The sequence below is a fragment of the Pseudoalteromonas sp. B62 genome (assembly GCF_037162565.1).
GTDB classification, from domain to species: domain Bacteria; phylum Pseudomonadota; class Gammaproteobacteria; order Enterobacterales; family Alteromonadaceae; genus Pseudoalteromonas; species Pseudoalteromonas fuliginea.
On sequence record NZ_JARLVB010000002.1, the window covers coordinates 1563798 to 1579046 of the forward strand.

Sequence of the window (15249 nt, forward strand, 5' to 3'; positions counted from 1 at the left end):
TTAAAGAGCATTATGGCATTATTGCAAATTGCTGAGCCGGGGCAGAGCGCGGCACCACACGAACATAAACTAGCGATTGGTATTGACCTTGGTACAACCAATTCATTAGTTGCAACAGTGCAAAGTGGCGAAGCCCGCACGTTAACTGATGATCTTGGCGCGGCTATGTTACCGTCGGTTGTTCGTTATCAAGCAGGCGGTATTACTGTTGGCGCAGAAGCTGCGCAAGCTGCAACGCAAGACCCTGCGAATACACTTATTTCGGTTAAGCGTTTTTTAGGTAAAACTCAGGCTGAAATAGAGCAAAGTTATGGGCAACTACCGTATGAATTCTGTGAGCACAATGGTGCGCTAGCAATAGAAACTGCGGCAGGTAAAATTAGTCCAATTAAGGCATCAAGCCATATTTTAGCTGCATTAAAAGCACGAGCTGAGCAAAGTTTTGGCAACCAAGAAATTTTAGGGGCTGTAATCACAGTACCAGCGTACTTTGATGACGCACAGCGCCAAAGTACTAAAGATGCCGCAGAGCTTGCTGGTATTAACGTACTACGTTTATTAAATGAGCCAACAGCAGCAGCGGTTGCTTATGGTTTAGATTCAGGTCAAGAAGGTATTATTGCTGTTTACGATTTAGGCGGTGGTACATTTGATATATCAGTACTTAGATTACACCAAGGTGTGTTTGAAGTAATGGCAACCGGTGGCGACTCTAGCCTCGGTGGCGATGACTTTGACTCGCTCCTTGTTGATTACTTTAAACAGCAAACTGGTGTGTCGGCGTTATCGTCTTCAGTTTTACGTTTATTCATCAATAAAGCAAAAGCGTGTAAAGAAGCACTTAGCCAATATGCAAAAGTGAACGTAGGTCTTGAGTTTGACGACCAAAAATACACGGTAGAAGTTACCCGTGAAACATTTGATGAGCTGGCTATGCCACTGGTTAAAAAAACGCTGCGTTCGTGTCGTCGTGCTGTAAAAGACGCTGGCATAGAAAACGAAGAAATACTGCAAGTTATTATGGTAGGCGGCTCAACCCGTATGCCATTAGTACGTAGCCAAGTACAAAGTTTTTTTGATAAAGAGCCGCTAACTTCAATCGATCCTGATCGTGTTGTAGCCTTAGGTGCCGCGCTTCAAGCCGACGTGTTAATTGGCAATAAGCCAGATTCTGACATGTTATTGCTTGATGTATTACCGTTATCACTGGGCCTTGAAACGATGGGTGGTTTGGTTGAAAAAATCATCCCACGCAATACGACGATTCCGGTAGCACGCGCACAAGAATTTACAACGTTTAAAGATGGCCAAACAGCCATGTCATTACATGTGCTGCAAGGTGAGCGTGAGCTTGTTGATGATTGTCGATCGCTTGCTAAGTTTAGCTTAAAAGGTATTCCACCAATGGCGGCAGGCGCTGCGCATATTCGTGTAACCTTTAAAGTTGATGCAGATGGCTTATTAAGTGTTTCAGCTATGGAAAAATCAACAGGTGTACAAGCTGAGATTCAGGTTAAACCGTCGTTTGGTTTATCTGATGACCAAGTAGCTAACATGCTAAAAGAGTCAATGAGCAACGCCAAAGGCGACATGCAAGCACGTATGCTTAAAGAGCAACAAGTAGAAGCGTTGCGCGTAATTGAGGCGCTTAATGCATCACTTGCAAGCGATGGAGCATTGCTTGACGATACGCAACTAGCTAACTTACGCGCTGAAATTGCAGAACTGGTAAAAGTGCGCGAAAATGCACAAGAGCCTGGCGAGATTAAAGCAGCTATCGAAAAAGTCGATAATGCGAGTAGCGATTTTGCATCGCGTAGAATGGATGCATCAATTAAAAAGGCCCTTACAGGGCAGTCAGTAGACAACATTTAAGAGAGATTAGAATGCCACAAATTGTTTTTCTTCCACATCCTGAATTATGTCCTGACGGCGCTGCAATTGAAGCACCAACAGGCCAAACGGTACTCGACGCTGCGCTTAAAAATGGTATTAGCATTGCGCATGCCTGTGAAAAGTCGTGTGCATGTACTACGTGTCACTTAGTGATTCGTGAAGGATTTGATTCACTTGACGAAAGTGATGAGCTAGAAGATGACATGCTAGATAAAGCATGGGGTTTAGAGCCTGAATCGCGCCTTGGTTGCCAAGCAATTATAAGAGATGAAGACCTAGTGGTTGAAATACCTAAGTACAATCTCAATATCGTTAATGAAGAGCACTAGTTTTTAACGATAAATTTATTAAAAGCCGCTGTTTGATACAGCGGCTTTTTTGTTTGTATACGTTCATTTTTGTAAGTGAGGCTTTATATCTCGCTTTGTTTTGCATTAAAGCTGCATTAAAACCAAATTACATAAGCGCGAAATAAATTCGCACCCACAAGTTTGGTGTATGTGTTGATGTAGGTGAGGTTTTATACCTCGCTATGTTGCATAAGCGCGAAATAAATTCGCACCTACAAGTTTGGTGTATGTATTGATGTAGGTGAGGTTTTATACCTCGCTATGTTGCATAAGCGCGAAATAAATTCGCACCTACAAGTTTGGCGTATGTATTGATGTAGGTGAGGTTTTACACCTCGCTATGTTGCATAAGCGCGAAATAAATTCGCACCTACAAGTTTGGCGTATGTGTTGATGTAGGTGAGGTTTTATACCTCGCTATGTTGCATAAGCGCGAAATAAATTCGCACCTACAAGTTTGGTGTATGTGTTGATGTAGGTGAGGTTTTACACCTCGCTATGTTGCATAAGCGCGAAATAAATTCGCACCTACAGGTTTGGCGTATGTATTGATGTAGGTGAGGTTTTATACCTCGCTATGTTGCATAAGCGCGAAATAAATTCACACCTACAAGTTTGGTGTATGTATTGATGTAGGTGAGGTTTTATACCTCGCTTGTTACTAAATTAACACGTACCTGTAATTTTTATACGTAGCCTTTAGGAGATCTATTTTGAGTAATCTTATTTTTTCAGACTCATTTATTAACGGCGAATTTTATAAAACTGACACGCGCTTTAGTGTTAACGATCCCGCTACCGAAAAAAGTATTGTTGAAGTAAGCGATATTGACGAGCAGGGTGTAAATAGCGCAATAACCGCAGCTCAATGGGCTTTTGTTAAGTTAAAAGAGACGAATGCGACTGAGCGAAGTGAAACCTTGATGCGCTGGTATGAGCTAGTTATAAAGCACAAGCAAACACTCGCAGAGCTGATGACTAAAGAGCAAGGCAAGCCGCTCAAAGAATCCCTTGGCGAAATTAACTACGGTGCAGGGTTTATCAAATGGTTTGCAGAAGAAGCCAAACGTAGTTACGGAGATGTAATTCCGCCAACAGATGACTCGCATCGTTTAACTAGCTTTAAGCAGCCTGTAGGTGTTGTAGCTGGTATTACGCCATGGAACTTCCCTGTTGCTATGGTTACTCGTAAAGTAGCGCCAGCTTACGCTGCGGGCTGTAGCTTTATACTTAAACCTTCTGAACATACGCCACTATGCGCTATTGCACTTGCTTATCTGGCCGATCAAGCTGGTTTTGTTAAAGGTGCATTTAATGTACTGGTTTCACAAGATGCCAAAACAGTAGGCAAAATGTTAACCGACTCAGACGTTGTGCGTAAGTTTACATTTACCGGCTCTACCGGTGTAGGTAAGCAATTACTATCGCAGTGTGCAAGCACAATAAAGCGTACTTCAATGGAGCTTGGCGGCAATGCGCCTTTTATCATTTTTGATAATGCAGATTTAGATGAAGCTGTTGAAGGGCTAATGGCGGCTAAATTTAGAAATAGTGGGCAGGCGTGTGTTGCTGCAAACCGTATTTTTATACAACGTAATATTCTCGACAAGGTACTGTCAAAAATCACGCCTAAGGTTGCAGCGTTAAAAGTGGCAAATGGTTTTGAGGACGATGTTGATATTGGCCCACTCATTTACCCTAAAGCCAAAGAGAAAGTGCAGCAGTTAGTACAAGACGCACTCGATAAAGGCGCGACGCTGATTGGCGATAATAGTGACTTAGATGGCAGCTTTCAAAACCCATTAATAGTGAATAATGTAACCACTGACATGGATATTTACCACGAAGAGGTATTTGGGCCAGTATTAACGGTTATTCCTTTTGATGAAGAAAGTGAAGTGCTTGCACTTGCCAACGATGTACCATTTGGTCTAGCAGCTTATTTTTACAGCCAAAACATTAAGCAAGTCTACCGAATTAGTGAAGGGCTTGAATTTGGTATGATCGGCGTAAATGAAGGTGTTATATCAAACCCAGTAGCGCCATTTGGTGGCGTTAAACAGTCAGGTTTAGGGCGTGAAGGCGGCCATCAAGGACTTGATGAGTACTTAGAAGAAAAGTACGTGTGCATTAAAATTTAATAACGTCTTATTTACGCGGTTTATTTGCTTATAACGCTTAATTTATGGGCAAAAAACAAACTAACAGCTATATTGTCAATATGGGTACAAGTGATTGTAAACGTAAATCTTTATAATCAATTTTTTATTACAGTAATGTGGCAGATATATGATCTTTATCCTTTACTGTTGCCACACAAGGCACTAAATGCTACCTTTGGCAGTATATTTTTTGTTAAAAAAATAAGACAAAAACTAATAAAAAGTAAAAGGATTTCTATAAGTAGAAATAACCCCGTGTGTAAATGCCACCGTAAGGTGGCATTTTTTTTCAAAATTTAAAAAGGTTAATTTTAGCAAAATAACTGGTAGAGAATTTTAAATTAAGCATTCAATAATCAGATCTTTGGATAATAAATTTTTGCCTAGTTATAGCGTGATTTTCTTAACGTTAAATAGACCCTATATAAGCGAATTGGTATAACGTGTGAGGATTTTTAATTTTATTACAAACTGGTCTGTGTTATTTAAATCACACAAACCAGCTTTTGTAATAAATAGATCAACGGATAGGTGAGTAACCGGGAAGGTTATCGAGGTCGACTTCATCTAGCTGCTCAGGTTTTGCATATTCATTGATGTAATGTTTATACACTTCGGATTCAATAAATACTGCAAAAATGTCTGCATCAAGATGGTTCTGACTAACCATAGAGCCTAAAATATGCAAACATTCACTTACTGGTTTTGCTTTTTTGTATGGTCGGTCTACAGCCGAAAGAGCTTCAAAAATATCAGCGATAGCCATTAATCTAGCAGGTACTGACATTTGTTCTTTCGTTAATCCGCGAGGATAGCCTGTACCGTCAAGTTTTTCATGATGCCCTAGAGCATACTCAGATACATTACTTAAATGCTTTGGAAACGGTAAGATATCTAAAATATTCTTAGTTATATCCATGTGGCGCTTCATAATGTCACGTTCACCTTGAGTAAGCGTACCACGCCGAATCATTAAGTTTTCAACTTCATTATCAGAAAGTAATGGGATTTTTTCGCCATTAATTTTTAATTGATATTGGGTTGATATTCTTTGGATATGCGCCTGTTCTTCCTCACCTAAAAACTCTCCGCCAACGTTCACGCGTTGTAATAATGCACGATCTAATGCGAGTTGTTTCAGTTCGGTATCAAGCAATCGTTCAAATTGGAGTACTTCAATTGGCTTATTTTTTTCATCGCAGAGATTATTTTCTGCTGATACGCTATTTTTAAATCTCTGCTAATTATTTCAAATTTTGCATCAATAAATTTGATTCGATCAAAAATAGTTTCTAACTTTGTTGATTTTTCCATGACGTGGTCGGGAGTCGCAATTTTTCCACAATCATGTAGCCATCCTGCAATATCTAACTCATGGCGCTCTGCATCACTCATTTTAAATGTAGCAAGTGGGCCTTTATCTATTAGATGAACAGCATCGGCAAGCATCAATGTTAATGCGGGTACTCGTTTGCAATGACCTCCTGTATGAGGTGACTTTTCATCTATCGCCATGGCAATAGCCTCAGCAAAAGTTGCAAACAACTCTTCCATATCTTTAATTAGTGCAGAGTTTGTTAACGAAATAGCACCTAAAGAGGCGAAAGAACGAACTAGCGTAACAAGCTCCTCACTAAAAGGAATATTATTATTTTCGTCGTCTTTTACATTGATAAGTTGGATAACGCCAATAATATCATCAGCATGATCTTTTAAGGGAATAGTTAACATTGACTGGGTACGATAACCTGTACGAGCATCCATAGCGCGAGCTGCGCTCATATCAAAAGGCAGTGCAGCATAAACATCAGGAATATTAATAACTTCCCCAGAATTAACCGCATGAGCAACAATCGCTGTTTTATTTTCTTTTCCGTCGATAAAAAGATCTATATTAGGAAAATCAACAGGCTTACCTAAACGACCGCCTAAATACAGATCCAATGATTCATTAATAACCGTTTCAAACTTAAGTTGTTTGTTATCTGTAATCGAATAAATAGTCCCAGCATCTGAATTAGCTATAGACATAATTACTTGCAGTATATCATCGAGTAATTTACTCGAATCTTTTTCGGTTGTTAACCTAACGCTGATATCAATAAAGTGATGCAGGTTTATTTTATCTTTGATGTGCTGCGGCATATTTCCACTACTTTTTGGTATGAATAAAGGCACCATTCCAATCCTTTGCGAGTGCTTGTAAATCAGTATTTTGAATTCGTTTGATAAAAACACCGTACACATGCGAACTAAACAGTGTAGTACTTTGTAATTCAGTAAATAAACTTAGTGCTTGCGGCCAATCTTTATTATAAAAATGGGTCATGGCGATAAATGATTTTTTTATTTCAGCGAATTGTTTTGTATCTAATTTATTTGTGAAGCCAATGGGCTCAAATAGCTGCGTTGCGGTCGTTTTTCCAACGACCTGCACTTTATCTATCAAGCGAAACGTTATATGTGGACATGCATTCATTGTTTCTTCAGCTACTAGAATAGCTACGCCGTAAAACTTGGTCAAGTTTTCAATTCTTGCACCTAAATTAACTGTATCACCTAGTACGGTATAAGCTTTACGATAAACGGATCCCATATCGCCAACATTCATATCACCGGTACTTAAGCCTATACCAATTTTGACCGCCGGTAGTTTTTGTTCGGCAAATAATTTATTAATGAGAGTCAGACCGTTAATCATAGCCATTGCTGCTTCAACGCCGTTTTGTGCATGGTTTTCATCTTTTAATGGAGCATTCCAAAATGCCATCACCATATCACCAACGTATTTATCGATAGTCCCGTTATGATCAAATATTATTTGCGTTATTGAAGTAAGGTATTGGTTTAAGTATTCGCTTAATTGATGCGCAGTCATGTTTTCAGATAATGAGGTGAAACTGCGAATATCAGCAAATAATACTGTCATGTTTCTTTTTTCACTGCTTTGAGATAGCTCATTGCCTTGTTTTATAAGTTGTTCAATACGCGCAGGGGGGACATATTGATTGAACATAGATTTAATTTTTCGGCTGTGGTGCATCTCGGCGATAGAGCCAACAATAATGTAATAACCAGCTAATAATATTATGAGTAAGAGTGGCATTAATAATGGCAAACTAATTTTTTGTACTGACCATAAATACACGTTAAATGATATAACAGCTACCGTAATAGTTAACGAAAGAAAAATAATAAATCGGGCACTTCTGCCGAGGCTAAAAAGTGATAAAACGACACCCGTTAGCGCAATAATAAATAGGCTCGCACCTAAAGACCAGTTGGGCTTAGCTGGCAGTATCTCTGGGTGCATCAGTCCTTCAAATATATTGGCATGCACTTCAACACCAGGATATTGCATACCAACTGGGGTTGACCTTAGGTCAGCTAAGCCCACAGCTGAAGTACCAATAAAGGCAACTGTTCCTTCTAGTTCATCAGAGCCAACTCTTTGCATCAGCACATCGGTTGCTGAATAATAAGGGAAGCTATGTGCTCGGCCTTTATAGGGAATGAGTATTTGGCCGTGCTCATCTGTCTGAATCCATTTATCTTGAAACTTAATTCCTTCAAACAAAGTAATACCATCTAAAATATTTGAGCGCGTTTCAATTTTATTAGCAAGGACATACAGTCGAGCCACTTCAAGTGCTAAAGAGGGTAAAGTTTATCACCGACTCTATTAATAAGAGCGGCTCTGCGGATAAAGCCATCGTTGTCGCTATGCGCATTTATAAAACCAATACCAGCAGCGGCATTTTGTAATTGTGGGATATTTACAATAGCTCCCGAAAACTCACTTATTTGTGAGTTTGCATGTTCAGCATTTTGCCATAAAACGCTGCTTTTTTTGGTGGACTGTGGGCTGCAAGTTGGTCATCGGTTAGTAAAAACCCAAGAGCGATATCATTTTTAGCAAGTGCGTTAGCAAACTTGGTATCGGCGTCTACTTGCTGTTTAATTTTGGCAAGTGGTAAGCTATATTGCTTTGATAAGTTAGGTATTTCAGAAATGATTTGTGTAACTGGATTTACTTCAGGCTCGGCAAAAAATATATCAAAAGCGATAACAATAACACCTGCATCGGTGAGTTTTGTTACAAGATCAGCTATTTTCGATCTACTCCAAGGAAATCGACCTTGCTCTCGCATACTTTTTTCATCGATATCGATAATAACTACTGATTCGTCGATATGTCTAGGTGTTGCAGGTGTTGTTAATAAGAGCCGAGAATCATAAATGATGCCTTCCACACGATTAACTAATTTGGCTAATGTTCCTGTAGCAAATAACTCTATTGATGCAATAAATAAAGTTATAACGGCACCAATAAAAAATGCCTGGAAATTATAGGCTTTAAAGATCTAATGGGCGTTTATCCTTGATAGATTAAAAATCAAAAACTCGTCCTTCTCGGCCGCATTCTATCAGTAACTTGTCACCGTATTTAGCTTGCAATGAGTTTTCTATTGCTAGAAGTTCATCATCGCTTCTTGCAGGGTCGTGGCTGATAATAACAATGTTTTTGATGTTCGCCTTTACGGCGAGATCGGCAACTTGATTAATCGTGCTGTGTCCCCAACCATGCTTAAGTGGTAAGTCGATATCTATAAATTGTGCGTCATGGATCAGTAAATCAGCGCCTTTAATAAAGTGAATCCACTCGTTGATATCGGTTCTTAGATCTTCTGGGGGGTTTAATTCATTATCAGTAACATACGCTACTTTCTTGCCGTCAGCGTTAACACAATACGCAGTACCGCCATCGGGGTGATTAAGCGGCGCAGTCGAAATTGAAAAACTATTAAGGCTAAATGTTTTTTTAGCCGACAATGTCGTATTTAGCGTAATATTTGCAGGTAACTCTTGGTATTTAACCGGAAATTGAGAGCCACTCATTTGTTTTAGTATGGCATCTTTGCTTTCTTCGTCATCTACATTTCCAGCCACTATTGTTATATTTTGGTTAGATTGATAAATAGGGGTGAAAAAGGGGAAACCCTGAATATGATCCCAATGATTATGTGTCAGTAATATAGCGATAGGTTCCGCTTTTACCACTAAACGTTTACCTAGTTCAACAATACCTGTACCTGAGTCTAAAATAAGGGATTTGCCATTTTTCTGCTCTATATATACGCAAGATGTGTTACCACCAAAAATGTGCGTATGTTTTCCTGTTGAGGGCATTGAGCCCCTAACACCAAAAAGTTCAACTCTCATAAATTAAGGTGTAACTCCATCAACATAAAAATTGAACTTAGATGCACTTATATTATTAGAAGTACCGTTATTACAGGTGCTGCTAACAATAACTTGGGTATCACTTTGTAAAATCATTGATGTAAATACTTGTTCATTTGCACATTGCTCGGCCTTGTAAAAACCAACACCGTTGTGGCCAAATGTGCCATCTAATACACCATTACTTAAAATGCGCGCTAACACACCTTTATTATTACCCATACCACTTAGTACAATGTTACCCATGCTATCAAGCGCGGCATCTTTTACCTTAGTGTCACCGGTTTGCGTCAGTATGTACTGCCCAGCTCCACCTTCAGCAAAACTAGTCTCTTTTATTCCTGCTGATGATAATTTAACAATGACAGCTTGGTTTGGCGTATTCGTTTCATTACCAATTAAATACAGATTATTTAAGGTATCAGCAAATATTTTAACTATTCTATCGTCGTTATCTAAACTCATTACAGAGTCTATATAGCTAAATTCGCGTTCACCATCAACACTTAGCTTTACTGCTAGTATCTGAGAATCAGAACCCGAAACAACTTTTCCGCCAATAAAAATTTTATCGCTATTATCAATGTAAACAGTTTTATAGGATTCGAAAGCGGTTCCAATAATTTTACCATTGTTACCAAAGTCGCTCTCCAGTGAGCCTTCTGGCGTTAACTTCATAACAAATGAGCTCGGTGTATCTGCCACTGTTAACGAGCCTACGGCAATAATATCGTTATCGTTATCCAGTGCAGCGTCAGTTAGATTGAGCTTCTGCGTCGTTACGGCTGTAGTGGCGTAAATCCCTTCTGTTGCAAAGTCTGTATCAAAATAACCATTTTGATCTACTCTTGCTACAAAACCTTCTTCATTATTTTCAGTTTTACGCGAACCCGCGATAATAAGTTTGCCATCATTTTGCTCAATTAACGCAAAATTAGATGTACTTAAGTCGATTGCAATTTGCTTGTGCCCACTTTCACTAAAGCTAGTGTCTAACAGCCCGGCAACGGTCAGGCGTGTTAATACTAGTTTAATTACGGAGCCTTGCTGAGCTGTTGATGCGATAATATATTTACCAGCATGGGTGCCATGGCTAAGCTGTATCACCTGCTTTGATTGATCATTAGAGTCAGTCCCTAAGTTGCTCAATGTAAGGTAACCAGATCCTGCTAAGCCAGTAAACAATGCCGCGTGATTGTCTATTGCTACAATAAATGGCTGACTACTTGAATCATCGCTGATGCCTGATACCCAAAGCGTATCGTTTAAATCTATTGTTGCAGCATTAGCTATTTGTTTACCGTTAATATCCGAAATAATATTAATGCCGTAGGTGTCATCAAGTGCCCCATCGGTTGCTAAAATACGCGTAGAAAACAGCTTTTCAGTCTTACCTTTTCCCGTTGTGCCCGATAAAGTAATTTGATTATTTATAGGTTCATATTTTACGCCAGTAATTTCAGCATCGCCATTGCCAGCACCTGTATTACCATCGATGTCGTAAATGGCAATACCATGATTACCTATACTCGTTACCAAATCGCCTTTTTTATCAATAGCGAGAACAACAGCTTCTTTTTCACCTGAATGCCGAGTGGTATATCCGCCAACAAAGGCGGTAAAATCAGCTGTATTTAAACCGCCAAGTGCAAAGAGTTCATCGTCGGTGTTATTCCCAGATAAATCGATGCTAAGTGCATTATAATCATTAAAATTACCGTTATTTTCACCATCTGAAATAAGGTAACGGATTAATGCATCTTTATCACCGTTTGCACTGGTAACACTCCCCACAACCATAAGATCAGAACCATTAAAGTTTTTAATGGCAAATGCTTCATCATCGCGTTGTTGACCACTTACATCTTTAATTTTAGGGCTAGACGCTTCGTAAGCTAATGTCGAAATGTCATATTTTATCCATAAACTATCATCGTCATTACCATTAAACTGTTTGCCAACAGCTTGAATTTTATTGTCGCTAAATTCAAGATCATTAATAACCAGCGTACTTGCCATTTTAGTACAGTGAATACCTGAATTATTGTCACCTGAGGTGTTGCTTATCACGCCTGTAACGCTCATTTTTAATAAACATGCTTCGGTGTTGGTACCATCAAAACTAGAAAAGGCGATAAACAAGTCACCGCCACCTGAAATTATGGCCGTTGCTTTTTCATCGTGCCCTAAATCCAGTATTTTTATGCCATCTTCATCGAACGCATTATTGGCCGCACCATTATTAGTATATGAAGCAATGACAATATCTTGGTCTGTGTTTTGACTAAACCCAACAAAATAAAGATTATTATTTAACTCAATACTGTCGTTAAATTCACCGTTTGAAAAAACATTAGACAGCTCTAACTCACCAGTCACAGGGCGTCCAAAAGTTTCATTTTCGACAGGTATGAGGTAGTCGTCAGCATTAATTACATTAACAGTAATATTAATAGAAGTTGTTTCATTAGGAGTACCATCGTCGGCAATGGCTACTGTTATCAAATGCTGAGTCGCATTTTCATAATTAAAAGGGCTCGGGCCGCTTGCTGTTAATAGGCCAGAGCTGCTGTTAATGTTAAACAAACCTATGTCGCCACTGACCAGTGTGTAGCTTAAATTTTCGTTTTCAATGTCGCTGGCAACAATGGTGCCGACAACGTCACCGTCTGTCGAATTTTCACTAACACTAAATGTTTGATTTGATGCAGTAGGTGCATCGTTTACAGCTGTGATTGTAATCGACAAATTTGCCGAGGCAGTGCCTTGGTTTCCATCACTTACAGAATATAAAACGGCTGCCACGCCATTACTATTTACAGCGGGTGTATATTGCAGTTGATTGCCAATAATTAATACCGACCCTAAGTCGGCGGTCGCTGAGATGATTGTTAAGGTATCTCCGTCAATATCGGTGTCATTGGCGAGCACATTAATTAATAGCGGGGCGGCATCTTCGGCCATTGTTGCTGTATCAGCATTTGCAATGGGCGCATCGTTTACAGGTGTGATTGTAATCGACAAACTTGCCGAGGCAGTGCCTTGGTTTTCATCACTTACAGAATATAAAACGGTTGCTGCGCCATAACTATTTATAGCAGGTGTATATTGAAGTTGATTACCAATAATTAATACCGACCCTAAGTCAGTAGCTGCAGAGGTTATTGTTAAGGTATCTCCGTCAATATCGGTGTCATTGGCGAGCACATTAATTAGTAGTGGGGCAGCATCTTCGGCCATTGTTGCTGTATCTGCGTTCGCAATAGGCGTATCGTTTACTGGGATAACCGTGATAGTTACTGTTGCGGTTGTATCATTAGCATTGGTGCTTTCTAAGGTGTTTCCATCAGTAATACTATAAGTTAGCGTTATATCACCATTAAAATTGACTGGTGGTGTAAATTCTATTTTTTTATCGACAATAACAGCTTGGCCAATCGTGTTTTCAATACGAGATATACTAATTACATCGCCATCTAAGTCGTTATCGTTAGCCAGTACATCAAGTAACGTCGCTGGACTATCTTCATTTAGTGTAAAGGTATCATTATTTGCACTTGGCAAAGTATTCACACCACTTTTACTTAATATTACTTGAGCACTCGCCGCAAGGCCTTGTTCATTTGAAACTAAATAAGTAAAGCTATCAACACCTACAAAATTTTGATTCGGTTGATAAGTAAAAGAGCCATCAGTATTAAGATTAAGCTCGCCATTTTTTACAGCCACAACCGGTACGGTATTAACATAAAGATCACCGCTTTCAATATTAATGTCATTAACTAGCAGGCCGCTTTCAACGTTAACTTCAAGCAACTTATTCGGTCTGAATAAATACTCATCATTTTGGGCAATCGGATTATCAGCTTCACTATTAATTGTTAACGTTACGCTGGCTTGAGCTGTAGCACCTTGAGAGTCAATTATTTGATATTGAAACTGATCTACACCAAAAAAATTAGCATCGGGTATATAAGTAAAGCTACCATCAGTTGCAAGTAATAATTGGCCATGAACAGGCGCAACAATAAAGTTTTCATCAACAAAAAAGTTGTCATTATTAGGATCTGTATCATTTTTAAGTAAACCAGCAATAGCTTCAACAACTAATGTACTGTCTTCACTTAAACTATAACTATCGTTAGTCGCAATCGGTGGCATATTTTCAGCTACGCCGATGATAACTACATTGGCAATAGCTTGCTCACCTTGACTATCAACAATACGATATTGAAAGCTATCCTCCCCGCGCATATCTACTTCACCAAGGTATTCAAAGCTACCATCTGCGCGTAAAGTCAAACGTCCTCTTTTTGGTTCAGTGATAGGTGAGGTATCAACCGTTAAGCTATCTAAATCAATATCACTATCATTGGCAAGTAAGCCTGGTGATGCAATATTCAAATTACCATCAAGTGGAATGCTATAGCTGTTATCAAGTGCAATAGGTGCATCATTTATCGGATTAACAACAATTTCAACAACAGCGATGTCTGTCATATCAAGCTCATTAACCACTTGATAGCTAAAAGCATCTTCACCATTAAAGTTGGCCGTTGGTGTGTAATTAAACTCACCAGACTCATTTATATTTAACGTACCGTGCTGTGGTTGCACTAGCGCATCTAAATTTATGCGCAATTCACCCATATATTGATCTGTATCATTAGCAACTACATTGCCTTGTAAGCTTTCATCTTCATTAATTTGAAATTGATCGGGTTGCGCATTCGGGGCAAAATTTAGTTCTCCACCAATAGGGGCTATATTTATTGCTTCAGCAAAACCACTTTCGCCACTGCCATCAATGCCAGTGATCAGTATTTGATAGCTTTTATCAACAAGCGATCCATCAAAGCTAAAAGCTGAATTGGATAAGCTTAGAAATTGTTGCCCATTTTCGAGCGTATTAATATTTTCAGGAGTCACACCAGCTTGAGTTGCTAAATAAACGTTATAGCGATTGAGGTCTGAATTGGCTTGCCATGAAAGATCAATACTTTGATCATTACGCTGCGCCGTAATGCCTTCAATTTGATGGGGTTGCCAGCTAAATGTAGTCGCGTCAGCAAGTACTTGGTTATTTAAATTATCGGTTATCCATATTTCTAAACGAAGATCGCCCGCTTTTTCACCATAAAAATAAGGGTTAAAGCCAATAATTGATTGTTCAAAGCTTAAGCCACATAGTTCAGAACAAAGTGCGATGCTTTTATCTACACTTGGTAATACCAAGCTTACTGTAGCAATACCATCGGGATCTGAAACCGCAAGTGAAAACGTTACATTACCTTGCACAACTTCATTTTTTTGCGCAAATATAATATCAGCCTGTGAATTAGCAACTACATCGCTAACAAATGCTCTACTTGACGTCGAAACACCTGAAACTTTAAATTTGGTCGATTGATTACTAGCAGTAACTCCCGTTAAGTTGAGGTTACTTGAAATAGGCTGAGGTGTTGCTTCGTTACTCGAACTTGGCGAAGCTTCTGGTACAGTGGTGCCTTCTGAGCCACCACAGGCGCTTAATATAAACGCCATGGCACCAAGCAAAAATATATTTTTTGCTATCATTTTAAATACTCCATAATAAA

The 15249-nt window shown here is 39.2% G+C and carries 7 protein-coding genes and 1 pseudogene; 3 read left to right on the plus strand and 5 right to left on the minus strand.

The features are described 5' to 3' along the window. The first annotated feature begins 12 nt into the window (after nt 1-12). The 3 genes from hscA to P4S71_RS11565 all read left to right on the plus strand — a co-directional run bounded on the left by hscA (nt 13) and on the right by P4S71_RS11565 (nt 4387). Nucleotides 13-1875, plus strand: a complete 1863-nt coding sequence (hscA, locus tag P4S71_RS11555) for a Fe-S protein assembly chaperone HscA (RefSeq protein ID WP_337150697.1) — start codon at nt 13-15, stop codon at nt 1873-1875. An 11-nt stretch (nt 1876-1886) separates the two neighbouring features. Then, a complete protein-coding gene (gene fdx / locus P4S71_RS11560) occupies nt 1887-2225 on the plus strand; it encodes an ISC system 2Fe-2S type ferredoxin (RefSeq protein ID WP_007377671.1) in 339 nt (112 codons plus the stop codon). A gap of 734 nt (nt 2226-2959) precedes the next feature. Further along, nucleotides 2960-4387, plus strand: a complete 1428-nt coding sequence (locus tag P4S71_RS11565) for an NAD-dependent succinate-semialdehyde dehydrogenase (RefSeq protein ID WP_337150698.1) — start codon at nt 2960-2962, stop codon at nt 4385-4387. 541 nt (nt 4388-4928) lie between these two features. Here the strand turns inward: P4S71_RS11565 and P4S71_RS11570 are convergent. The 5 genes and pseudogenes from P4S71_RS11570 to P4S71_RS11590 form a co-directional block, all read right to left on the minus strand. After that, nucleotides 4929-6589: pseudogene (locus P4S71_RS11570) on the minus strand (HD-GYP domain-containing protein). Further along, on the minus strand, nt 6561-8051 hold the full coding sequence (locus tag P4S71_RS11575) for an adenylate/guanylate cyclase domain-containing protein (RefSeq protein ID WP_337150699.1): 1491 nt from the start codon (nt 8049-8051) through the stop codon (nt 6561-6563). The pseudogene P4S71_RS11570 and the gene P4S71_RS11575 overlap by 29 nt, the downstream one beginning before the upstream one ends. A gap of 157 nt (nt 8052-8208) precedes the next feature. Further along, the gene (locus tag P4S71_RS11580) at nt 8209-8661 is read right to left on the minus strand and encodes a CHASE2 domain-containing protein (RefSeq protein ID WP_337150700.1); all 453 of its coding nucleotides are present in this window, start codon (nt 8659-8661) and stop codon (nt 8209-8211) included. Between the two features lie 136 nt (nt 8662-8797). After that, on the minus strand, nt 8798-9598 hold the full coding sequence (locus tag P4S71_RS11585; protein ID WP_008136291.1) for an MBL fold metallo-hydrolase: 801 nt from the start codon (nt 9596-9598) through the stop codon (nt 8798-8800). A gap of 36 nt (nt 9599-9634) precedes the next feature. Then, nucleotides 9635-15229: an Ig-like domain-containing protein gene (locus P4S71_RS11590; protein ID WP_337150701.1), complete on the minus strand. Its 5595-nt coding sequence runs from the start codon at nt 15227-15229 to the stop codon at nt 9635-9637. Nucleotides 15230-15249 lie beyond the last annotated feature (20 nt).